The following is a 23,765-nucleotide window of genomic DNA, read 5'->3' on the forward strand; positions in this document are numbered from 1 at the left end:
AATGAAACAAATATACAATTATTTTTATTCATTCTAAATAAAAATACAAAACGTGAGAATACAGTGATAATTTTATGAAGCCTTAATACCTGTAATATAGGGGTCATTCTTTGATGTCCTGGAGCCTTAATTGCAGGCTTACATTGCCATTCCAGTTATTCTCTTCGATACAGTAGACGGCTTGGAAAGGCTTGCGCTCAAGGATGAGATGTATTTTATGTCCCAAATTAAACCCGATGCCTCCGAAAGCCGGGGAGTTATTTTGGGTAACGCAGACTTTCAGGTGTTTTTCCTGTTCCCCCACACCTTTTCCGAAGCCGTTGTCCCTGAGAGAAGAAGACATGAAAACCGGGGTCATGTTGCCCGGTCCGAAAGGAGCGAATTGTTTGAGTATACGATAGAATTTGGGAGTGATGGCATTCAGGTCCAGTTCGGCGTCTATTGCTATTTCGGGAACCAGTAGTTTTTTGTCGATGGTTTCGGCTACTACCAATTCGAATTGTTTTTTGAAGTTGTCATACTGCTCGGGGAGCAATGTGAGACCTGCAGCATATTTATGCCCTCCGAACTGCTCGATGTATGCAGAACAGCGTTCGAGAGCGTTATAGACATCAAAGCCTTTGACAGACCGGGCCGATGCAGCCAGTTTATTACCCGTTTTCGTAAAGACCAGTGTCGGCCGGTAATATGTTTCCGTAAGCCGGGAAGCTACGATGCCTATTACTCCTTTATGCCAGTGTTCATCATATACAACGGTGGTATATGCCTCCTGTTCGGACCGTTCTTCGATCTGGGCCAGTGCCTCTTCCGTGATTTGCTGGTCCAGGAGCTTCCTGTTGGTGTTAAATGCTTCGATTTCCCCGGCAAAAGCTGTGGCAGCATCAATATCGGCTTCGGTCAGCAGGTTTACGGCATGCAGTCCGTGTTTCATCCGGCCGGCCGCATTGATCCTGGGGGCAATAACAAAGACGACATCGGTAATATTCAGCTTTTGTTTCTGAATATTTTGGGTCAGCGCTTTTATTCCTGGCCGTGGTGCGGTGTTGATCCGTTTCAGTCCGTAGTACGCCAGTACCCTGTTCTCTCCCGTGATCGGCACAATGTCTGCGGCAATAGCCGTAGCTACCAGGTCCAGATAGGGGGCGAGGCTTCTCACGTCCTGGCCTTTGCGGGAGGCCAGGGCCTGTATCAGTTTAAAGCCTACTCCACAGCCGCATAGTTCTTTGTAGGGATATTCACAATCCTCTCTTTTAGGGTCCAGTACGGCAACAGCTTTCGGGAGTGCTGCTCCGGGGCGGTGGTGGTCACAGACAATAAAGTCAATACCTTTTTGCCGGGCATAATCGATCTTGTCCATAGCTTTAATACCACAATCGAGAGCAATGATCAGCGTCATGTTATTGTCATGCGCATAATCTATACCCTGGAACGATACACCATAACCTTCTTCGTAACGATCCGGAATGTATGTGGCTACATTCGGATAGCGGCTTATGAGATAAGACGACATCAGGGCAACGGAGGTAGTACCGTCTACATCGTAATCCCCGTAAACGAGGATATTTTCACCTTGCTCCAGGGCCTGCTCTATACGCGTCACGGCTTTGTCCATATCGCGCATCAGGAAAGGATCGTGCAGGTGATCGAGGGAAGGGCGGAAAAAATTCCGGACGTCCTCGAAAGTTTCCATATTGCGTTGTATAAGTAGCGATGCAATAACAGGATCTGTACCCAGGGCTGTGGCCAGCTTGTTGACTTTTTCCGCTTGTGGTTTCGGTTTTATGGTCCAGCGCATAGTTGTTATTCCTTTAATCGGATCCTGTTTTTAAAAATTTCTTTACCTTTTACGATGACCCTGATGTAGCATCGCATTTTCGGCAGATAGGAAAGGTCGTAGGTAAAACTTCCCCTGTCCAGTTGGGTATAGTGATGTTCTTCGAGTATATTTTGCTCGTCTTCCTGTTCGGTGATCAGTACCTTAACGTCTTCCGGAGTGTTGGCAAAATAATCGAGTGTCACGGGGCCGTCGGTACGTGCCGGAAAAACGGAAACAGACGGATTGGGGTCTACCCGGTGAGGAAGGTTGTTTTTTACGGCAAAATGATAGCGTATGCTGCTTCCGAAGTCGGGATCGAACTGGCGGATAGCCTGTCCGGAAGTGTCCAGGATTTTTACGGCACCCCGCCCTTCTTTGGTGTGGTACCAGAACTCAAGGCCGTTGCCCTTACTGTCATCTACTTCGAAAATATAGTTGCCTTCCGATAATGCTATGGTGTCCCGGTACAGGGTTTCCGGTTGCAGGTCGGTACTGTCCCTCTTAAAACGTATGTTCCCGAAGCTGTCTTTAACGCGATAGCTGTTTTGTTCGGGAGCCTTGTTAGTTTTGAAATAGAGGACGGTCTGTTCCGGCAGAATGTCCGGCCTGATGTAGGTAGAGCGCTTTCTGTTGTCGGCACTAAAAGCATCTTTTTTTCCGTTGGGGCGGTGTAATTCTACGGTAAAACCTGCAGTGTCTTTTGCGCTGAAAATTTCTTCCGGCAGAGTAATAACTGCGGTTTCTCCGAAGGGAATATTTCCCTTCCATTTGAATTTTTTCGTTTTTTCGCCGGTCACAGCATAGTCGACATTCATGGATCGCAACGGTTCTTTACCGTTATTTTTCACCCGGATCACAGGGAGTCCGCCATTAGGGTTTTGTCTGCCGTATGTTGTTTCTTTGGAAGGCGAGAGGATATCGGTTAGCGTTACATCGTGATCGGCCCGGATATTTCCGTAGGCAATGACATAGGCTGTAATGTGTTCCTGTGCGCCGGGCTCTTCTGTTTCATAAGGTTCCATATCCACATCGATGGTATAAGGCTCTTCGGGTTGCAGCGGAACCCGGTATTCGTCGGGTTGCAACAGGTAGCCGGGGCACCAGTTGGCACGGTCAAAAATCCAGGTTCCGGCCTGGGGGAACAATGGATTTTCGCCACATTTCATCCAGATGTCTTTTCGGTCCAGCAGGTTTCCGTTCCAGATGATATCCCGGTATTTCTCGCAAAATTCTCCGCAACCGTTCCGGTCCATACCATGCCCGGTATGGTGAAGCTTCAACAAGGCATATGATGCTTCTGGGGGCGCCTCGAGAGTAACGGGTTTCAATTGTTCTTCAATAGGATTTCGGGCATCGCCGTACTCATAAATACCATCATATATTTTGTGAATACCTAAGGGTTCGGCTACCGGGGGACCTTCGGTGATCTCAAAATCAACGGTAACTTTCCAGCCTCTGGTCTTGTTATCTTCATAACCGGTATGGACATAATCGATAAGAACGCTGTCCCGGAGGATACTGCTGAAGTCGGTAACATCTACTTTCCAGTCAAATTTCCATTGGTTGTGAAAACGCCCTCCATAAGGGGTAAGCATCCTGGCAATTTCGTAATGGAGCGTATCTCCCTGGGTTCCTCCGGCCTGCCGTACGACCACATGGTCCAGGTAGTCCCAGTCTGCACAACGCATGCCGTCCGGACACTCGAAAGTGAGGTGGAGCATTACGTTGCGTATGTCTGTTTCTTTCCCGGGAAAAACGGTCCATTGCGGGTAGTTATTCGTTCCGGTGGAAGGATCGGTAACTACGGTTTCTCCGCGATGCGATATAACATGATGGATGTTCTGGGCAACTAATGTACTGCCGGGTCCGGAACAAAGCAGGACGAGGAAAAGGAACTTTTTCATCAGGGTTTGTAATCCTTAGGAGTGGTGGAAAAAGGTTTTAATGTTCATTTTGGCAAACTGGCGGAACATTTCCATGACACCACAGTATTTCTCTACGGACAGGTCTACGGCCCGTTGTAATTTTTTTTCATCCAGATCTGCGCCGTGAAAGTGATATTCTACGGTAACTTCATGGTAGTACTTGGGATGCTCTTCGGTGAGTTCGGCATCGATCTCAATAACAAAATCATCGACATCCAGTTTCATTTTCTTGATCAGCGAAGCCACATCAAGTCCGGAACATCCTGCAACGGCCGAGAGCATCAATGCCTTTGGACGAAGTCCTTCTCCTTTTCCGCCATCTTCTGGGCTTGCGTCTATTTTCAGGGTTCCGGCCGGATTGGTGGATTCGAAAGCCATGTCGCCGAGCCATTTCGTAGTCACGTGATTTGTCATAATCTTTGCTTTTTTCGGTTTGAAGACATCAAAAGTACGATTTAATCGGCAAAAAGTAATTTTTTGCCATTCTGTCCGTTCTGGTACTGTTTTGGGGATTGTCCTAAAGGTCTGATCCCCGGAGAATAGCCTGTTCCCGGGTATTTGATACTACAGGACGCAGGCAAAACGATATTCGGATTTTTAACTATTTTTGTAAATTATTAAAGTTGTGTTATGAAAAAAATATTGTTGTTGGTTTTGGCTGTAAGTAGTGTTATTTGCGTGTCTTGCAGTAATGATGATGATTCCGTGTCTCCGGAAAAGGCAATAGAAGGGATCTGGAGTGCCGGGAGTTATCATTTTGTCCGTTACAGGGACGGAGAAAAAGTAAGTGAGTCGAAAAGTACGTTTGACGAAAATAATGTGCTGGAAATGCGTTTCCGGGAAGATGGTTCTTTTGTGCACTATTACAGGGAGAACGGAGGCGAGGATGAAGGTTCTTACACCGGGACATACACTATAGACGGAGATGAGATCATACTGTTGTACAACAGCGGAGGAAGCGATCAGGAGTTGGTAAGAGCGCAGTATACGATCTCCAAACGGATATTGACAACGGTTACGGATGAAGTGAGTTCTCAGGGAGGCTCGTTGTACCGTGAAGTGACTACTACGGAGTACAATAAGATGTAATACGGTGTAAATGCGGAAGGTAAAATTTTGCGGGAGTTAAATATTTCACAAAAAAACATGTGTAAACCGTTTCTATATCTGTACAAAAAATATATCTTTGCACCGCGAAAAAAATATCTTGTGGAAAACGGAAATAGCTTTCCGGTTGATGTCAAATGAAGCAAGATTGTTTTAGTATATAACAAGCTATACATTAAAGATTTAAGTAATGTCGAAAGTTACAGGTAAAGTTGCACAAATCATTGGTCCGGTTGTAGACGTTGCGTTTACTTCGGATTCCGAACTCCCGAAAATTTACGATTCCCTGGAAATTACAAGGGAAGACGGCTCCAAACTCGTTCTGGAGGTTCAGTCGCACATAGGTGAAGATACCGTAAGGACCATCTCTATGGATTCTACAGACGGTCTGAGCAGGGGAACGGAAGTGGTTGCAACAGGGAACCCTATACAAATGCCGATAGGAGATGCGGTTTACGGTCGTCTCTTTAATGTAATCGGTGATGCTATCGATGGTTTGGGGAACTTGCCTAAAGCCGGAGATCAGGGATTGCCTATTCACCGTGAGGCTCCTAAATTCGAGGATCTTTCTACATCTACCGAAGTACTCTTTACCGGAATTAAGGTTATCGATCTTATCGAACCTTATGCCAAAGGAGGTAAAATCGGTCTTTTCGGAGGTGCAGGTGTAGGTAAAACCGTATTGATCCAGGAGCTTATCAACAATATCGCCAAAGGGCACGGAGGATTATCTGTATTTGCAGGAGTAGGAGAGCGTACCCGTGAAGGGAACGACCTTCTTCGTGAAATGCTGGAATCCGGAATTATAAAATACGGAGATGATTTTCTGCATTCGATGGAAGCAGGTGGATGGGATCTGAGCAAGGTAGATAAGACTTCCATGAAAGAATCCAAAGCAACTTTCGTATTCGGGCAAATGAACGAACCTCCCGGGGCACGTGCAAGAGTTGCTCTTTCCGGTCTTACCATTGCGGAATATTTCCGTGACGGGGCGGGAGATGCGCAAGGAAAAGACGTACTGTTTTTCGTAGATAATATTTTCCGTTTTACACAGGCAGGTTCGGAGGTGTCCGCGCTACTCGGGCGTATGCCTTCTGCAGTAGGATATCAGCCCACACTGGCTACCGAGATGGGAGCGATGCAGGAACGTATTACATCCACTAAAAAAGGGTCTATTACTTCTGTACAGGCGGTTTACGTGCCTGCGGATGACCTTACCGACCCGGCACCGGCTACGACCTTTGCCCACCTGGATGCAACGACCGTACTTTCCCGTAAAATTGCCGAGTTGGGGATTTATCCTGCAGTAGATCCGTTAGATTCCACTTCAAGGATCCTTACTCCGGACATTCTCGGAAAAGAGCATTACGCTTGTGCACAACGTGTAAAAGAATTGTTACAACGATATAAAGAACTTCAGGATATCATTGCGATTCTCGGTATGGAAGAGCTTTCCGAAGAGGACAAACTTGCCGTGGCACGTGCCAGAAGGGTACAGCGATTCCTTTCCCAGCCTTTCCACGTTGCAGAGCAGTTTACCAGTATTCCCGGGGTACTTGTGGATATCAAGGATACCATCAAAGGTTTCAACATGATTATGGATGGTGAGCTCGATCACCTTCCGGAAGCTGCCTTCAACCTTAAAGGGACTATCGAAGAAGCTATCGAAGCCGGAGAAAGAATGCTTGCCGAAGCTTAGAATTTTTTGCTTGCGGTTTCTATACAGAGGTAACCGTAAAACATAAAATCGTAAAGAAAAAGAGATATGTATTTAGAGATAGTATCCCCTGAAGCGACCTTGTTTAGCGGTGAAGTAACTTCGGTTGCTGTTCCCGGAGTAGACGGGGAGTTCCAGATGTTGAAAGATCACGCGCCTATAGTGTCTCTTCTCGGGAAGGGGAACGTAAAGATCTATGGCGACGTAAAGATCAAAGAAGAGTTTCAGGACAGATTTTCCAAAGGAGAAAAGAATGAAACATTATTACCGATCAACTCCGGTACTATTGAGATGAAAAATAACAGGGTAATTATCCTGGCGGATTAATTGCAACCTGTAAAAGGATAAAAAGCCATTCGGGATTCCCTGAATGGCTTTTTTGTTTTTTGGATTTGGGAAGCCTTATAAAAGCTTCCCGGAATATAAAAGACGAATGTTTCAGAGGGTTCCCCGGAGCTCCTGCTCCCGTTCTATGGCTTCGAACAGGGCTTTGAAGTTTCCTTTACCGAAAGATTGGGCCCCTTTTCTCTGAATGATCTCGAAAAACATCGTAGGCCTGTCGAGAATGGGTTTGGTGAAAATCTGTAAAAGATAACCCTCATCGTCCCGGTCAATCAGGATGTTGAGGTCTTTAAGTGGTGCCAGGTCTTCGTCAATCTCTCCTACTCTGTCCAGTACGGTCTCATAGTAGGTCTCCGGAACGTTCAGAAATTCCACACCACGATCGCGTAATTGAGTTACGGTTTCTATGATATTATCGGTAGCCACGGCAATATGCTGAACGCCGGCACCATTGTAAAAGTCGATATATTCTTCGATCTGTGATTTTTTTCTTCCCTCTGCAGGTTCGTTGATCGGGAATTTTATTCTGCCGTTTCCGTTGCTCATTACTTTACTCATCAGCGCCGTATATTCGGTGGAAATATCTTTGTCGTCAAAGGAGATCATCTGGGCAAATCCCATGACCTTGGCATAAAATTCACACCATTTGTTCATCTCGTTCCACCCTACATTACCTACCATGTGGTCTATATATTTCAGTCCTGTACTGCCCGGCTGATACGGCGGATTCCACGCTTTGAACCCGGGCATGAAAGCACCGGTATAATCTTTACGCTCCACAAAAATATGCACTGTTTCGCCGTAGGTATGTATGCCTGAAAGCACGACTTTCCCGTAATCGTCCTCGATGGTTTTGGGTTTTAAGTAGCTTTCAGCTCCGCGACCGGTAGTTTCTTTGTAGCTTTTGGTGGCATCGTCTACCCAGAGCGCAACCACTTTTACGCCGTCTCCGTGCTCGTTTATATGTCTGTTGATGTCTCCGCCCGATTGTAGAGGAGAAGTCAGTACAAGCCGTATTTTGTCCTGTTGAAGTACATACGAGACCCTGTCTTTCATTCCTGTTTCGAGCCCGGCATAGGCTACAGGGCGGAACCCCCAGGCAGCTTGGTAATAATGGGCCGCCTGCTTGGCATTGCCTACGTAAAGTTCTACATAATCCGTTCCGAGTATCGGCAGAAAGTCTTCGGCCTGGGGAACTGTTTTTTCAAGATTTAAGGATGTATTGTCAGTTTTCATTTTTTTCAATTTGATAATTTGTTAATTGGTCAATGTGATAATGAGCTTATTGCCTGATTGGCATATTATCACATTATTCCAGCCATGATTTATGGTAGGAATCATCCGCAATATCCATGGCTTCTTCCGTAAGCATTAAGGGTTTAAAAGTATCTACCATAACGGCAAGTTCGTCTGTCTTTTCCTTGCCGATACTTCGTTCCACTGCCCCTGGATGCGGGCCATGCGGTATGCCGGCAGGATGCAGCGAGATGTGTCCGGCTGCAATATCATTCCTGCTCATAAAATCTCCGTCCACATAGTACAATACTTCATCGCTGTCTATATTACTATGGTTGTACGGGGCAGGAATGCTTTCCGGATGATAATCATAGAGCCTTGGTACGAAACTGCATACCACGAATGCATCGGTTTCAAAAGTTTCATGCACGGGAGGTGGTTGATGAATACGCCCTGTAATAGGCTCGAAATCGTGTATGGAGAGCGCATAGGGATAATTGAAGCCGTCATACCCCACTACATCAAAAGGGTGAGTGGCATATACCACATCAAAAAGTTCGTTCTTTTTCTTGATACGGATCAGAAAATCTCCTTTCTCGTTATGGGTCTCCAGTTCCCGGGGTTGGCGAATATCTCTCTCACAGTAAGGAGAGTGCTCCAGGAGCTGCCCGAACCAGTTCCGGTATTTTTTCGGGGTGTAGATCGGACGGTGCGATTCTACGATAAAGAGACGATTGTCTTTGGAGTCAAAATCCATTTTATAAATAGTGCCTCTCGGAACCATGAGATAATCTCCGTACTTGAAATCGAGATTTCCAAGATGGGTTCGCAGCTTTCCGGTGCCCCGGTGGATAAAGATCAGTTCATCCGCATCGGCATTCTTATAGAAGTATTCTTCAGTAGAATTTTTCGGAGCTGCCAGGATGATACTGCAATCACTGTTGGTGAGTACGGTCTTCCTGCTTTGGAGATAATCGTCCTCCGGCTTTATTTTGAAGCCGTGAAAGCGGTATGATTTTATGTTGTTGCCAACGGCAATTTTCGGTGATACATCGGTAGTCTTCCTGATCTCCCTGACCTGTGTAGGGCGGTGTTCGTGATACATATTCGAAGACATCCCGTCAAAACCAATGGTCCCGAACAATTGTTCGTAATACAGGCTACCATCCGGTTTACGGAAGATGGTATGTCTTTTATGGGGGATTTTCCCCAGTTTATGATAGAATGGCATGGTATGCTTTTTTTGGTTTTACTTTTTTTAAAGAATACAAAAACCAGCCTGCCTCATTCCGGACTACGTTTGATGAGGTATTGAAGATATGATAATAATCCTTGCCAAATAGGTTTCATCGTTTTACAAATATCGGAAAATATTTATGGAGTTTAAAATTATAATATATTCATTACTTGATGCTTCTTTTTAAATAATAGTTATTCTGTTGTGGTGTTGATATGGCTTTGTCAAGTTTTTCTTTTAATTGTTTTAGAACCGTGCAATCCGTAATGAATAGTGAAAAAGAGTTCAGGGGCATAAACTTTAAGAGGTCTTTATGGTTCCGAACACTTAAAAAGCATAACTTTGCGAAGAACAAAAACAGGATTTCTTTGCGAAAGGCATGGACCATATTATTAAGTCTGTATGTGCTGGCTCTGGCTGTGACACCATGTGGGGATACCTTAGTTCCCGATCCGCATGATCTCACCCTCTCGGAAGTACATTACGATATGGAAAGCGGAGACGGGCATCATACCGGATGCACGCCGTTATGTACCTGTGCCTGTTGCGGAATCATTGTCTCCATCGAAGACCTCCCGGTTTATTTTACTCCTGAAATCTCAGAATACTACCTGGATAACTTTCCTTTACCCCATTCCTTTTTACGGGGGTATAACCATACTGTTTTACAACCACCGCAGTTCGTTTAACATTTTTATGTAAACCGTGGCCCTCCGAAAAGGGCCTGTAAATTATTAATGTTAAACTTAATTGTATCCGTATGATTGATAAGATCATCGGCTTTTCCGTTAAGAACAAGATTGTCGTGTTCCTGATGGTTACAGCCATTATTGGTGGCGGGTGGTATGCTGTGAAAACCATCAACCTGGATTCCGTCCCCGATATTACCAACAACCAGGTTCAGATTATTACGGTATCTCCCAACCTGGGCACTGAAGATATAGAACAATTTGTAACATACACGGTAGAACTTGCCGTGTCTAACCTACCCGGTGTAGAAGAGATACGTTCGGTATCTCGCTTTGGGCTTTCGGTAGTTACCGTTGTGTTTGAAGACCGTATGGGAACTTACCTGCCCAGGCAGCTGGTCAGTGAAAAGCTCTCGGGTATTCGTGAAGAAATACCCCGTGGGTTCGGAGAACCGGTTATGGGGCCGATTACCACAGGTCTCGGAGAGATATACCAATATACGATTCTACCCGAAGCAGGATATGAAGAGCAATATTCTCCGGCAGACCTCCGCTCGGTACAGGACTGGATTGTAAAAAGGCAGATGGCCTTGCTGCCCGGTGTGGTTGAAGTAAATTCTTTCGGAGGACATATCAAACAATATGAAGTAGCTCTTAATCCTGCCCGTCTGAATAGTGCGGGAGTGTCCATACATGAAGTCTACGAAGCTCTGCAGCAGAACAATGCCAATACCGGAGGAGCTTACATAGAAAAAAGTCATATGGCCAACTTTATCCGCGGAAGGGCTCATCACCTCGCTCGATGATATTCGGAATATTGTGATAAAAACGGTAGAGGGACAACCCTTGCTTATTAGTGCCGTAGCTGAAGAAGTCCGTTTCGGAAATCAGATCCGGTACGGTGCCGTAACCAGGGATGGCGAAGGAGAAGCTGTGGGGGGAATGGTATTGCTGCTCAAAGGAGAAAACTCCAACAAGGTTATAAAACGGATAAAGGATCGGGTAAAGGAAATAGAAAAATCACTTCCTGAGGGGCTGCATATCGAGCCCTTTACGGACCGTAGCGAACTCATAAAACGTACTACGGATACCGTAACCCGAAACCTTGTCGAAGGAGCGCTTATTGTCATTTTTGTCCTGGTTTTACTGCTGGGGAGTTTCCGGGGCGGATTGATCGTGGCTTCCGTTATTCCGTTATCGCTTTTCGTAGCTCTGATCCTCATGAAGATCTTCGGGGTATGGGCCAACCTGATGTCTCTGGGAGCTATAGACTTCGGGATCATCGTAGACGGGGCTGTTATTATTGTGGAAGGTGCTGTACATTTTATAGATAGACGCATGAAGCGTTCTACAGCATCGGTTTCGGGGAAAGAAATGGATGAAATAGCCTATGATTCCGGGAGCCAGATGATGAATTCGGCCTTTTTCGGGCAGTTGATCATACTCATTGTATTTGCTCCCATACTTTTCCTCACCGGGGTCGAAGGCAAGATGTTCCAGCCCATGGCTTATACTTTCGGTTTTGCTATGATCGGGGCTATTGTATTATGCCTGACCTATGTTCCTGCCATGTCTGCCCTGTGCCTGAGACCATCGGGAAAAGATTCCGGATTTTCCAGGTTCGAAAGTAAGCTGCGGCATATTGGCGATACCGTGATAAACTTTTGTCAGAATATATACAAGCCGGTACTGATAAAAGCCCTGAAATCGGGTAGAGTGGTCATTGTTTTCTCCATAGGACTCCTCGGGGTGTCCCTGTATATTTTCAGTAAGATGGGGGGCGAGTTCCTGCCCAAGCTCGATGAGGGGGATCTTGCCATGCAGGTATTGCTCCGCCCGGGAAGCTCTCTGTCCGAAAGTATAGCAACGACGACCAAAGTAGAGAAGATCGTGACATCCTTTCCGGAAGTAAAGACCATGGTTTCCCGAATCGGGGTTGCGGATATTCCTACCGATCCGATGCCGATGGACATAGCGGACTGTATCATAACACTGGAAAAAGATAAATCCGGATGGAAAACAGCCGCAACCAAGGAGGAGCTTATCGCTAAAATCAAAGAAGCTACCGAGGTAATTCCCGGTATAAATACGGTGTTTACCCAGCCTGTGGAATTGCGCTTTAATGAGCTTCTCACCGGAGTTAGAGAGGATATAGCTATTAAGCTTTACGGAGAAGACCTGGATATACTCGCGGAGAAGGCAGAGCAGATGGCCGCGATTATCCGTAAGATTGACGGGGTGGGTGATGTACGCCCGGAAGCGACTTCCGGACTTCCCCAGATGACTGTTGCTTATGACCGGCATAAAATGTCCAAATACGGTCTTACGATTGAAAAACTGAATACCTATATCAGCACTGCATTTGCCGGGCGTACCGCCGGTGTGGTGTTTGAGGGGGAAAAACGTTTTGATCTGGTACTCCGCTTTGATGAAGGGTTTCGGCAGGATATCGGAAACCTTCGCAACCTCTATGTTGATCTTCCGAACGGTGGACAAATACCGATATCGGAAGTGGCTGACATTGATTTTAAGGCAGGGCCTATGCAGATAAGCCGGGACAACACGTCACGGAGGGTATCCGTAGGGGTTAACGTAAGGGGAAGAGATATACAGTCGCTGGTCGGGGAGATCCGTGACCGGTTGGAAACAGACCTCAAGCTTCCCCCCGGATATTATATGCAATACGGTGGGGCTTTCGAAAACCTGCAAAGAGCCAAGGAGAGGCTTGGTATTGTTGTACCGATAGCCCTGGCACTGATATTTGTTCTACTGTACTTTGCGCTGAAATCATTTTCACAAACGGTAATGATCTATATGGCCGTGCCTTTGTCGGCTATAGGCGGGATCTTTGCCTTGTGGATAAGAGATATGCCATTCAGTATATCTGCCGGGGTGGGGTTTATCGTACTCTTCGGGGTGGCGGTGCTCAACGGCCTGGTATTGATAAGCAGGTTTAACAGTCTCAAGGAAGAGGGGGTGACGAGTGTAAGAACACGTATTATCACCGGGACAAAAGAGCGGTTGCGCCCCATTATCCTGACGGCACTTACTGATGTTCTCGGCTTTTTTCCGATGGCCCTGTCTGCTTCTGCCGGAGCTGAAGTACAGCGACCGCTGGCTACCGTAGTTATCGGTGGTCTGGCAACAGCTACACTGCTTACACTTATCGTCATTCCCGTTATGTATGCCATGGTGGAAAACAGGAGATCCGGGAAACAGGGAAATCGCATACCTGCCAGAACAGTGCTTCCGGTATTGGTCTTGCTGGCCGTATTGTTCATTCCCGGGAGGAGTACTGCTCAGCAAGCTCCCCGGGTTGTTTCGCTACGGGAAGCGGTGTCCGTAGCTCTCGAAAAATACCCGGAGGTAAAGCGCGCGGCATTGTCTGTTACGGAGAAGGAAATGCTTCGGGGAACGGCCTTCGATGCCGGGCAAACCAGTATCGGTACGGGGGGAGAAGAATATGGCGGGCCGGACAGGATCAGGAATACCCTGACTCTCAGTCAGAACAACATCGACATTTTCGGGACTATTGCAAAATCATCTCTGAATACATCGCGTATTGCTGCCGAAAAGGAGCGGCTTGAGGTCACAAAGCTTCAAACTGCATTAGCAGTGTACCAGGCGTATTACGACGCGGTCAATGCCCGGGAACAACGGAAACTGGCCCTGCAAATGGACAGTATATACGGCGATTTTCTACGCGCTGCAAAGTTGAGATATGAGACCGAAGCGACGACCAGGCTGGAGCTTCTTGCGGCCGAAGGGCAATACGGAGCTGTTGTTGCACAGAAAATAGAAGCGGAGAACAATTACAGGAAAGCACTGAATGTCCTGAATCGATGGATACTTGAAGAATTTCCTTTTGATGTTGAACCGGTTTCCGGATTATTTGCCGGAGAAGGTGCATGGAAACGACAGCCGGAAGACCATCCTTTGATGCGGCTTGCACGGTTGGAAACCCGGACTTCTGAGTCGCTGTGGCGAATGGAGAAGGCAGCCTTTTTACCCAAACTGAATGCCTCGTACGGATGGCAGGAAGTAGCCGGGCAAAGCGGGTTCTATTCCTGGAACCTGGGCCTGTCGGTGCCGTTGTTCTTCTGGAACCAGGGAGCGAAAACCAAAGCGGCAAAAATTGGTGTAGCCATGGCAAAAGAACGGTCGCTACAGCAGGAGAACGACCTTAAAACAGAGATGCGTGCCACACAGAACGATTATGACAGGTTAAGCGCTACGGTAAAACTCTATCGCAACCAGCTACTTCCTCTTGCCATGGAACAGATTGCGGCTGCCAATCTGAGTTACCGGGAAGGAGAAATAGATTATGTCTCTTTTATACAGAACCTGAACAATGCAAAGGAAGTACAGCGTGAGTACCTGGACCGTCTGCGTGAATACAATGCAACAGTAATCCGTCTCAGGTATCTCACTGCTCCCGAAACTCTAATTGATAACCTGTAAATAGGGACGTTGTCCCATAAAAATAAAAAAAATGAGAACATTAAGAACTATGTACTGCTTGTTGGCTGGCCTGATACTGCTGGCTTGCGGAAGGCCTGCAGAATCCGGGAGAGGAACGGATAAAAGCGATGATGGCCTGTCAGATACAGAACTTGTGAATGAAACCGGACATGACGATGAGAATGTGGTAGCCCTTACCCGACGGCAAAGGGAAGTTATTAATCTCCGGCTCGGAAATTTCACGACAATTAATATCGATGGGGCCATACGGGTAACCGGGGAGCTCGAATTATACCCTGAAGACGAAGCTACCGTAGGGGTTTTTATGGAAGGGAATATAAGTCGTATATTGGTGAAGCCCGGAGAAAAAGTCCGGGAAGGCCAGGTACTGGCCTATGTCCGGGACCCTGCTTTTATCGACTTGCAGGCAGACCTCAGGGAGTTGCAAAGCGAATATGATTACCTGTATCAGGAGTACGAACGGCAGAAAACCTTATATGAAAATAACGTTGCTTCAGGTAAAAATTATCAGCGTGTTACTTCCGATTATAAATCCGTTGCGGCACGGCTGGAAAGTATAAAAACCAAATTGAGACTGCTCCATGTCCATCCCGCGTCTGTTTTACAAGGTCGTACTTCGGAGGCTTTTCCGGTCGTATCTCCTATAACGGGTTATGTACGTGAAATAGGGGTGACTTTAGGGGAGCGGGTGACCACAGGAACCCCGCTTTTTCGTATTATGAATAAAGAGAATATCCATGCCGATCTGCTGGTCTATGAGAAGGATCTCGACAAAATAAGGGAAGGTCAGCAGGTCACACTGTATATAGCTAATAATCGTGAAAAGCCGGTGAAAGGTAAGATCACCGAGATCGGAAAAAACTATGAGAACACTATCCGGGCCGTGCGTATGCATGCCAGCCTGGAAGGAAAAAAAGAAACTTTTGTGCCCGGCATGTTTGTGGAAGGACTGATTGCGGTTCAGGATCTGGAAACAAATGTGCTTCCCGGCGCAGCTGTGGTAGAAGACGAGGGAAAGACATACATTTTTGTGAAGCAGCAACAGGATAATCACCAGGCACATAAAACCTCCGAAAAGAGCGCGGAAAAGTGGATGTTTACAAAAACAGAAGTGCAGACGGGGAGCAATACCAGAGAATGGATAGAGGTAAAGCCGTTAACCTCCCTGCCGGAGAACGCAGAGATCGTTACAGAGGGAGCCTATTATCTTCTGTCCGAGATGAAAAAAGGGGAAGCAACGCATTCGCATTAAGCGTTTTTCCTGTTTAAATACTGTAAGATCGGGGGGCATGGCGTTCCCCCGGTTTATTTTATGAATGGGAACGATCAGGTCTGTATCGGCCATTTTTTATGATAAGCAGTATTGCCTATGTTGATCTCTTTGGCAGATATGACAATTTCCGTAGTCATGGGCTCATCCCCGATAGCACGGAATTTTTCGTGGTATTTAATACAATACCCTTTTTTAAAAGAGGTGGTACGCATGCGGCTCATACCATCCCGTTTATAGAATGTCAGGCTACCGTCTTTGGTTTGTGTGCTGCTGATGGCCCAGTCCGAGAAGTTATCTTTCATATCCGTTTCCAGAACAAGGCGTATCTCACCTCCTTTGGCGTTGGTGGAAGGCTTACCGTTATGATCAGTGCCTTTTTCTACCCGGATATCGTATTCGAGGATATTGTATGACGTATCGTCTATTTCAAATTTTGCTAAAAAGGACATATGAAGAATTTTTAGTCGTAAGGTTGAGATTAAAAGCGTATAAAAGGGAGCCGTTACAGACTCCCTTTGATAGTAATATCTGATTGGTTTGTTATATTACGATCAAAAAAATAATGTTATACCCATTCATTGATGTGTTCTCCGCCTCCGCTGGAAATCACACGGCATGATATGGTAAAGTTCTCGGTCAGGGGGGTATCCCCGCTATGTTCAAAGGTCTCCCTGTATTTGACGAGATAGCCTTCGGTAAAATGTACTTCCCGAAGTTTGGCATCGGTGTCTCGTTTGACATAGGTGATTACACCGTTTTTACGTTCGAAGTTATTGGTCATCCATTCGAAGAAGAAAGATTCTCCCGTTGATTCCACGGTCAGATTAATACGTCCGCCGCGGGTTACGGATGAAGGACGCCCTGTGGCATCTACTTCCTGTGCGAGGTCATAATTGGCGTTGAGAATATTGACTTTTTTACCGCCAACTGATAATGTTGCTTTAAATGACATACTACTTAAAATTTAAGGAATTAAGGTTAACTAATAAAAAATACCAAATCAAATATTGAACTATATAGAGCATGCAATATATTAAATACGAACGTATTATGCAATATCAGATATTAATAAAGTGTTGTTTTTCATCGTTGCAAGTCAGAAATATACTTCTTTAATGTGAGTTGATATCTACCACATGTTAGAGCGATACTTTTATGGAATTTGTTTCACCAGATAAATATATACGGGGAAATGGTCGCTGTATCCGCCGGAGTAGTTTCCATTGGTGTAGCTTCGCAGAGGGTAACCCCGGTAGGGTCCGGAAGGGGTTATAAGGAAGTGCTTATTGTAGATTCCGGCTTTCCAGTAACGGTAGGAAGACTTGTCTTTTTTGAGTAATGATGAGGTGAAGAAAATCTGGTCGAATAGATGCCATTGATCCCGATGCGCCAGTGTTCCCAATCCTTTTTCCGCCATTTCTTCCATAGGATTATACAATGTACTTTCGTCCCGTCCTCTGCGCTCTTTTCTCGTTTTAAGTACTTTTTTCAGACTTGGGTCAGTGGGGTCGTCGTTGAGGTCTCCCATGCTTATAATTTTGGCATCGGGAGTCAGTGCAATGACAGAATCTATAATTTTTTTATTGAGAGCTGCAGCGGCCATCCGGTTAGGCCTGCTTTTGCGTTCCCCTCCGTAGCGGGAAGGCCAGTGGTTCACTATAAAATATACGGGTTCGTCATCGAGTATACCACTGACGAGCAATTGGTCCCGGGTGTAGATCCGGGAACTTTCTTCATCGTATATCTCAAGGGGAACATTTCTGGAACTCAAAGGAGTAAAACAGTCTTTTTTATAGAGTAGTGCAACATCAATACCCCGGCGATCCGGAGAATCGAAATGGACAATTCCGTAGTGATACGGAGCCAGGTTGTCGGTGCTGACCAGGTCGTGCAAAACATTACCGTTTTCAACCTCGGCAAGCCCTACAATATCTGGAGCCGTACCCGTAATGTCAGCGCCGATACCTGAAATTACATGTGCCACTCTGGATAATTTGTCCCTGTAACGTTCCGATGTCCATCGATAGGAACCTTCCGGACTTCGTTCCGCATCCCATTCGGAATCAGGGATAGTGTCGAATAGATTTTCCGTGTTGTAGAACGCTACGGTTTTTACCGTATACCTGGTTTGGGCCTGTATTTTTCGTACTGGGAAAAGCACAAAGACTACAAAAAACAGTATAATCTTGAACATGATAAGATGGGTCTTTCCGGTGAAAGATAACAAAAGAATATGGTAGTTTAAAAAGATGTTTCTTATAAAGGTGTCTGAAGTACAGTGTTTTAAAGGGGTTTCGGGACTATAGAAAAAATCTATCATAAAAACTTGGGACTCTTATAATGCTGTGGTGTAGAAATTAATAACAGGTCAGGTGAAATACCTATTGCCAACCTGTCAGCCTCAGATCAAATCGATTAACAAGATGAAACGAAAACTACTATTATTGCTTTTATTTCCTTACGTGCATTGCAGTTTCGGTCAGGAATTTTTCCGCATTACCGGGAAAGTTCTGGATTACCGGACCCGGGCCCCGCTGAAAGACATTCAGGTCCGCATTCAACATACCGTACAATGGCAGCGTAGCGGAGAAGACGGAACATTTGTTTTCAGCGGGATATCCCCGGGAAATTACAAATTACAGATCGAACAGAAGGGATACCTTCCGGCGGCTTTCCCCTTAGTGGTGGGTAGTGAAAATGTCCACACAGGCGACCTGTTTCTCGAACCGGATATTCAGGATGATATACCGGAGGCCGTTGCTATGATTACAGACAGTGATCTCGCTGATGATGAAAGCGGGGCCGATGTAGCTTCCGGAATACTTCAGGCCGGGAGGGATATCTATTTGCAAAGGGCGGCTTTCGATTTTAGTCAGGCTTTCTACAAGGTGAGAGGGTACGACTCCAGGGAAGGGTTGGTCATGCTCAACGGAATACCGGTAAACCGGGTTTTCAACGGACGGCCGCAATGGAATAACTGGGGCGGATTAAATGATGTTACCCGTAGCCAGGAACTCTTTTTTGGCTGGTCCCCTTCGCCTTTCCACTTCGGGGGGGTGCTGGGGAGTACCAATATCATGATGAGAGCTTCGGAATATCGCCCGGGCTTTCGGATATCGTCCTCCGCGTCCGATCGTTTTTACAAAGGGAGGTTTATGGCCACCTACAGTTCCGGAATGCAGGAGAACGGATGGGCATTTACACTTTCATCTTCGCGAAGGTGGGCACAAGAGGCCTATACAGACGGGACATTATATGACGCGTGGTCGCTTTTCGGGGCTGTCGAATACCGGTTTAATGAAAAAAACAGTATTCAGGCTATCGGGATATTCGCACCGAATCGCCGGGGAAGTTCGGCTGCCATTACCCGGGAAGTATTCGAACTCATGGGGAGAAAGTATAATCCGTACTGGGGGATACAGGATGGGAACATCAGGAATGCCCGCGAACGGAAAATAAGAGAACCCATGGCACTGTTATCCTATTTTCACGAAAGGGACAATTTTAGGCTTACTGCAGGGGTCTTGCAACAATGGGGAACATACAGTCGCAGCCGTTTGGGATATTATAATGCCCCGAATCCGGATCCGGTTTATTATCGCTATCTCCCCAGCTTTTATATCAACAGCCCGTCGGGGGCAAATTTTGAAAATGCGGCATTGGCCAGGGAAGGTTTTCTGAATGCCCCGCAGCTCAACTGGAGTACCTTGTACCGGATAAATACCAGCCCCGTGCAGTCCGGAAAAAGCTTTTATATACTTTATGACGATCAGGCGGAGGAGACCGCAACGACATTCCACACTTCCGCGCTTTTCCGTTTCGGAAACCAGATAACCGTAAATGCCGGGGTGTTTTACAAAAATTCAATAACCCGCAATTACGCCGGTATTACCGATCTCCTCGGTGGAAGTTTTCACGAAGATATAGATCCGTTTACCGATACCCGTAACGATCTGTCTGGTGAGGTGCGAAAATCCGAGGGCGACAGGTTTGGTTACGATTATACGATGTTTGCCGGACAAGGCCAGGGGTTTGTACAGCTGCGCACAGTGCGTAAAAAATGGGAAGCCTTCCTGGCTGTTCATGCCGGATATACCAGGTATCAGCGGGAAGGACACTACCTTAACGAACGCTTTCCCGACAATTCACTGGGAAAGAGTGACCCGGTTAGCTTTACGGATTACGGGATGAAAGCGGGCGGCACCTATCATATTACCGGTCGTCATGCCGTACATATCAACGCAGGATACATCCAAAGGGCTCCCCTGTTGCAAAACACTTTTGTCAATCCCAGAGAAAATAAGGAGATCGTTAAAAACCTGGTCGCTGAGACCGTGACCAGTGCGGATATAGGATATACCCTTCGTCTGGCCGGGGTCACCGCGAGGTTAAATGGATATTATACCCGGTTCGAAGACGCGACCGATATCAGTTTCTTTTATGTAGATGCCGGTGTGGGGAGTGATTTTGTGCAGGAAAGTGTAAGCGGCATACAAAAGCTCCATGCCGGTGGAGAGCTGGGAGTTACTTACCAGGTATCTCCGGAAGTAAAGCTCTCTGCGGTGGGGGCATACGGTAAATTTACCTATACCGATAATGCGAATGTGGCCATTAACTTCGATACGGCCGGAAGAGAGGAGGATTTGATCAACCCTGATGGTTTTCTTGATCTCGGAGAGACGTCGATTAAAGGATACCGGTTGGCGACAGGCCCTCAGCAGGCTTATTCCGCCGGAATAGAGTATCGGGACCCGGACTATTGGTGGGTAGGGATGACCGCAAATTACCTGACGGATAATTATGTGGATGTTTCCAAGATTATCCGGACCGATAGTTTTTATATAAACCCCGATACGGGAGACCGCTTTGCAGGTTCGACGGAAGAAGCGGTCTCAGCGCTGAGGCGACAGGAAAAACTCGACGATTTTTATCTTTTGAACCTTACTGCAGGTAAATCCTGGTTAGTCAACGGGAAATACATAGGTCTCTTTCTGAGCGTGAATAATGTGTTTGATGTATTGTATCGCACAGGAGGTTACGAACAGAGCCGTAACGGTAATTTCGGCCAGTTACAATCCGATACGGCCAGAGGGATGCCTTCATTTGGACCCAGGTACTGGTACGGGTTCGGGAGGACATATTTCATAAATATCGCTATAAGTTTCTGACATGGGAAGATATCGGTTTTTTAGCCTTGTTGCAATGGTTTTGCTATGGGCCTGTGTAAACCATACGTATGATGCTCCGGCAGCGAATTGCGGACAGGACGGGATGGAACCCAACATGACATTTTCAGAACTGAAGGCGTTGTATGAGGGGGAAGTAATGGAAATATATGACGACATGGTTATAGAGGGCTATGTGATTTCCAGTGACCGTACCGGAAATTTTTACGGTACGCTGCATATACAGGATACCCCCGAAAATCCTTCGGGAGGATTGCAGATCGATGTGGATATACGCGATTATCATTTGTTATACCCGGTAGGAAAAAAGATCAGGGTCCGGTTGAAAGGATTGTTCCTCGGAAAAACGCATGAAGTGTTTAAGATCGGGGGTATATTCACCAGCGTGGGCGGAAATCGATCCGTGGGGAGACTACCTGCGACTAAAGTTTGGGAACATATTTTTGCTACTTGTGATGATAGGGTTGATGTGCTTCCTGTTTCGGTACGTGCAGATGCGCTGAACGATGACATGCTCAATACGCTGGTCACCCTGGAGGGACTGGAAGTGGTTCCTGAAGAGGTCTGCAAGCCCTATGCTATTGCGGGAGAGAGCCGCACCGACAGGGGGCTGCAAAGTTGTGAGGGAGACCTGGTGATGTTAAAGAACAGTGGATATGCCGATTTTCATGAGGTAGAACTACCTGTCGGTTATGGTAGGGTTACCGGGGTGCTTAGCAAGTATTACAGCAGCTATCAGCTTATTATTCGTGATACCACGGATGTCGATCTTAGCGGAGAACGATGTGGTGGGATTGTTTTTTCGTGCGATACCGGAGAGGCCGACGCTTCCATCGCTTATGTGAGAAGTAAGTTTAACGGAAGGAAAACGGAGATCCCGGAGAATATCAAAATAACAGGCGTTGTTATTTCGGACAGGGAATCCGGTCATATAGAAGAGCATCTTTTGGTGCTTCAGGATAGCACGGCAGGGATTGTTTGTGCCTTTACGGCGGAACATTCCTTAAATTCGGGAGACCGGGTAGAAATTCTGTTACGCAGTGCCGTACTGGAAGAGGAAGAAGGGTTGTTGCATGTTAAAGATCTTCCGCCGGATCACATCAGATTTCTGGAATCGCAGCAGGAACCGGAGCCGGCGTACCCTGATCTTTCCGGTGATCTCCGAAATTATGAGAGCAGACTGGTCCGGTTGGACAGTGTCAGTTTCGCGACCCCGGGGGGTGTTTATTCCGGTGTGCGTATCATAACTGATTGTTCGGATGCTCTGCATGTATATACCCCCGAAAGCGCTTCTTTTGCGGAGACGCAGGTACATGACGGGAGCGGAAGTATTTTCGGTATCGTTTCCCGATATGAGGATGCTTATTGCCTGGTTTTGCGAAGTCCCGATGATGTGAAGTTCAACCGGCCTTACCGGGATTGTCTCGGGGGGACCGATCTGATGATTACCGAATATGTGGAAGGTTCGGGATATAATAAATACCTGGAGATCTATAACGCCACGGATGTAATGCTTGATCTCGGGAGATATCAACTGGCCCGTGATTATAACGGAGACGGAGACTATACCCGGTACACATTGGAATTGTCCGGTACCCTGGAACCCGGAGGCTTATTAGTGTATGCCCATCCGAGAGCTGAGATATTCATGGGAAATATAGCGGAAACCCACGGCGGAGTACTGGGCTTTAACGGAGATGACCGGGTTGTGTTGATGAAAAACGGAATGGTTATAGATGAAATAGGGCTTCCTGGAGGAGAAAACTGGGGGATGGACAAAACACTGCGAAGAAAACCGGAGGTATCGGTTCCCGTTAACGTATTCCGGGAAGATGAGTGGGAAACATATCCAGTGGATGAAGTAGAAGGGCTTGGAATACGGTAATCGGCAGTTTCCGGAAAACTTATGGAAAATCCCTAACTTCGTAGAGAATCTGAAAAATACGATGGTATGCAGGATATGCTAAAAACAGCATTGATACAAACTTCGCTATTCTGGGAAGACAGAGAGGCCAACAGGAACATGCTGCGGCAGAAAATAAAGCAGCTCGATCCGGATACGGACCTGGTTATTCTTCCGGAGATGTTTACATCGGGCTTTACTATGACTCCGGAAGCAGTTAGCGAGGAGATGAACGGAGAGACCCTCCGATGGATAAAGGAAACTGCCCGGGAGTTTGATATCGCAATCACCGGTAGTGTGGTCATCACGGAACAGGACAGGTTCTATAACCGTCTGCTCTTTGTTCATCCCGAAGGAACTGTGGAACAATACGATAAAAAGCACGCCTTTTCCCTCGCCGGGGAAGATGAGGTTTACGATACCGGAAATGACAGACTTATTGTTGTGTATAAAGGCTGGAAAATATGTCCGTTGATATGTTATGATCTGCGCTTTCCGGTCTGGTCGAGAAATACCGAAGATTACGATATGCTGTTGTATGTAGCCAATTGGCCGTTACCCCGTATCAGTTCCTGGGATATCCTTTTGCAGGCCCGGGCAGTCGAAAACCTTTGCTACTGTATAGGGGTAAACAGGGTAGGTGAAGACCATAACGGACATCAGTACCCCGGACATTCTGCGGTTTACGGGGTATTGGGGGAGCAATTGGCTTTTTCGGAAAAAGAAGAGACGGTGTATGTGACCCTTGATAAACAGAAAATTACACATTATAGAAAGAAACTGCGTTTCCTGGATGACCGGGATGATTTTGAGCTTCTTTAGGACATTATATCTTTTTCGTGATAGCTTCCG

16 protein-coding genes and 1 pseudogene are annotated in these 23,765 nt (G+C 46.6%); 9 read left to right on the forward strand and 8 right to left on the reverse strand.

What is annotated here, in order from left to right; genetic code table 11:
• Nucleotides 1-103: 103 nt before the first annotated feature.
• Genes recJ through BT112_RS05070 form a run of 3 tightly spaced genes read right to left on the reverse strand, consistent with a single transcriptional unit; the run spans nucleotide 104 to nucleotide 4,155 of the window.
• The gene (recJ, locus tag BT112_RS05060; protein ID WP_072316291.1) at nucleotides 104-1,795 is read right to left on the reverse strand and encodes a single-stranded-DNA-specific exonuclease RecJ; all 1,692 of its coding nucleotides are present in this window, start codon (nucleotides 1,793-1,795) and stop codon (nucleotides 104-106) included.
• A gap of 5 nt (nucleotides 1,796-1,800) precedes the next feature.
• A complete protein-coding gene (locus BT112_RS05065) occupies nucleotides 1,801-3,720 on the reverse strand; it encodes a peptide-N-glycosidase F-related protein (protein ID WP_072316292.1) in 1,920 nt (639 codons plus the stop codon).
• 15 nt (nucleotides 3,721-3,735) lie between these two features.
• The gene (locus BT112_RS05070; RefSeq protein WP_072316293.1) at nucleotides 3,736-4,155 is read right to left on the reverse strand and encodes an OsmC family protein; all 420 of its coding nucleotides are present in this window, start codon (nucleotides 4,153-4,155) and stop codon (nucleotides 3,736-3,738) included.
• Between the two features lie 216 nt (nucleotides 4,156-4,371).
• Between BT112_RS05070 and BT112_RS05075 the strand changes: the two genes are divergently transcribed.
• The 3 genes from BT112_RS05075 (at nucleotide 4,372) to BT112_RS05085 (ending at nucleotide 6,892) form a co-directional block, all read left to right on the forward strand.
• A complete protein-coding gene (locus tag BT112_RS05075) occupies nucleotides 4,372-4,830 on the forward strand; it encodes a lipocalin family protein (RefSeq protein WP_139276005.1) in 459 nt (152 codons plus the stop codon).
• Between the two features lie 208 nt (nucleotides 4,831-5,038).
• A complete protein-coding gene (atpD, locus tag BT112_RS05080; RefSeq protein WP_072316295.1) occupies nucleotides 5,039-6,547 on the forward strand; it encodes a F0F1 ATP synthase subunit beta in 1,509 nt (502 codons plus the stop codon).
• 66 nt (nucleotides 6,548-6,613) lie between these two features.
• A complete protein-coding gene (locus tag BT112_RS05085; protein ID WP_072316296.1) occupies nucleotides 6,614-6,892 on the forward strand; it encodes a F0F1 ATP synthase subunit delta/epsilon in 279 nt (92 codons plus the stop codon).
• A 111-nt stretch (nucleotides 6,893-7,003) separates the two neighbouring features.
• Here the strand turns inward: BT112_RS05085 and hppD are convergent, their stop codons facing one another.
• Together hppD and BT112_RS05095 are read right to left on the reverse strand one after the other, a co-directional pair.
• Nucleotides 7,004-8,143 carry a 4-hydroxyphenylpyruvate dioxygenase gene (gene hppD / locus BT112_RS05090; protein WP_072316297.1) on the reverse strand — a complete coding sequence of 380 codons (1,140 nt, stop codon included), beginning with the start codon at nucleotides 8,141-8,143 and terminating at the stop codon, nucleotides 7,004-7,006.
• A 73-nt stretch (nucleotides 8,144-8,216) separates the two neighbouring features.
• Entirely contained in the window at nucleotides 8,217-9,374 is a 1,158-nt protein-coding gene (locus BT112_RS05095; RefSeq protein ID WP_072316298.1) for a homogentisate 1,2-dioxygenase, read from the reverse strand.
• A 272-nt stretch (nucleotides 9,375-9,646) separates the two neighbouring features.
• Between BT112_RS05095 and BT112_RS21575 the strand changes: the two genes are divergently transcribed.
• The 3 genes and pseudogenes from BT112_RS21575 (at nucleotide 9,647) to BT112_RS05115 (ending at nucleotide 15,803) form a co-directional block, all read left to right on the forward strand.
• On the forward strand, nucleotides 9,647-10,069 hold the full coding sequence (locus BT112_RS21575) for a DUF6660 family protein (RefSeq protein ID WP_139276007.1): 423 nt from the start codon (nucleotides 9,647-9,649) through the stop codon (nucleotides 10,067-10,069).
• Between the two features lie 71 nt (nucleotides 10,070-10,140).
• Nucleotides 10,141-14,530 (forward strand): annotated as a pseudogene (locus BT112_RS05110) (CusA/CzcA family heavy metal efflux RND transporter).
• 31 nt (nucleotides 14,531-14,561) lie between these two features.
• On the forward strand, nucleotides 14,562-15,803 hold the full coding sequence (locus tag BT112_RS05115) for an efflux RND transporter periplasmic adaptor subunit (protein WP_083564797.1): 1,242 nt from the start codon (nucleotides 14,562-14,564) through the stop codon (nucleotides 15,801-15,803).
• Between the two features lie 74 nt (nucleotides 15,804-15,877).
• Here the strand turns inward: BT112_RS05115 and tssD (BT112_RS05120) are convergent, their stop codons facing one another.
• From tssD (BT112_RS05120) to BT112_RS05130, 3 genes are all read right to left on the reverse strand, one after another.
• Nucleotides 15,878-16,273, reverse strand: a complete 396-nt coding sequence (tssD, locus tag BT112_RS05120; RefSeq protein WP_072316302.1) for a type VI secretion system tube protein TssD — start codon at nucleotides 16,271-16,273, stop codon at nucleotides 15,878-15,880.
• A gap of 116 nt (nucleotides 16,274-16,389) precedes the next feature.
• On the reverse strand, nucleotides 16,390-16,776 hold the full coding sequence (tssD, locus tag BT112_RS05125; RefSeq protein WP_072316303.1) for a type VI secretion system tube protein TssD: 387 nt from the start codon (nucleotides 16,774-16,776) through the stop codon (nucleotides 16,390-16,392).
• A gap of 201 nt (nucleotides 16,777-16,977) precedes the next feature.
• Complete coding sequence (locus BT112_RS05130) at nucleotides 16,978-18,018, reverse strand: endonuclease/exonuclease/phosphatase family protein (RefSeq protein WP_072316367.1); 1,041 nt, start codon at nucleotides 18,016-18,018, stop codon at nucleotides 16,978-16,980.
• Between the two features lie 229 nt (nucleotides 18,019-18,247).
• Between BT112_RS05130 and BT112_RS05135 the strand changes: the two genes are divergently transcribed.
• The 3 genes from BT112_RS05135 to BT112_RS05145 all read left to right on the forward strand — a co-directional run bounded on the left by BT112_RS05135 (nucleotide 18,248) and on the right by BT112_RS05145 (nucleotide 23,735).
• On the forward strand, nucleotides 18,248-20,992 hold the full coding sequence (locus BT112_RS05135; RefSeq protein WP_072316304.1) for a TonB-dependent receptor: 2,745 nt from the start codon (nucleotides 18,248-18,250) through the stop codon (nucleotides 20,990-20,992).
• 1 nt (nucleotide 20,993) lies between these two features.
• A complete protein-coding gene (locus tag BT112_RS05140; RefSeq protein WP_072316305.1) occupies nucleotides 20,994-22,895 on the forward strand; it encodes a DUF5689 domain-containing protein in 1,902 nt (633 codons plus the stop codon).
• A gap of 66 nt (nucleotides 22,896-22,961) precedes the next feature.
• Nucleotides 22,962-23,735 (forward strand): amidohydrolase, encoded by a 774-nt coding sequence (locus BT112_RS05145; protein WP_072316306.1) that lies wholly within the window; start codon nucleotides 22,962-22,964, stop codon nucleotides 23,733-23,735.
• Nucleotides 23,736-23,765 lie beyond the last annotated feature (30 nt).

Origin of the sequence: Sinomicrobium oceani (assembly GCF_900119185.1) — a bacterium.
In the GTDB taxonomy this organism is placed as follows: domain Bacteria; phylum Bacteroidota; class Bacteroidia; order Flavobacteriales; family Flavobacteriaceae; genus Sinomicrobium; species Sinomicrobium oceani.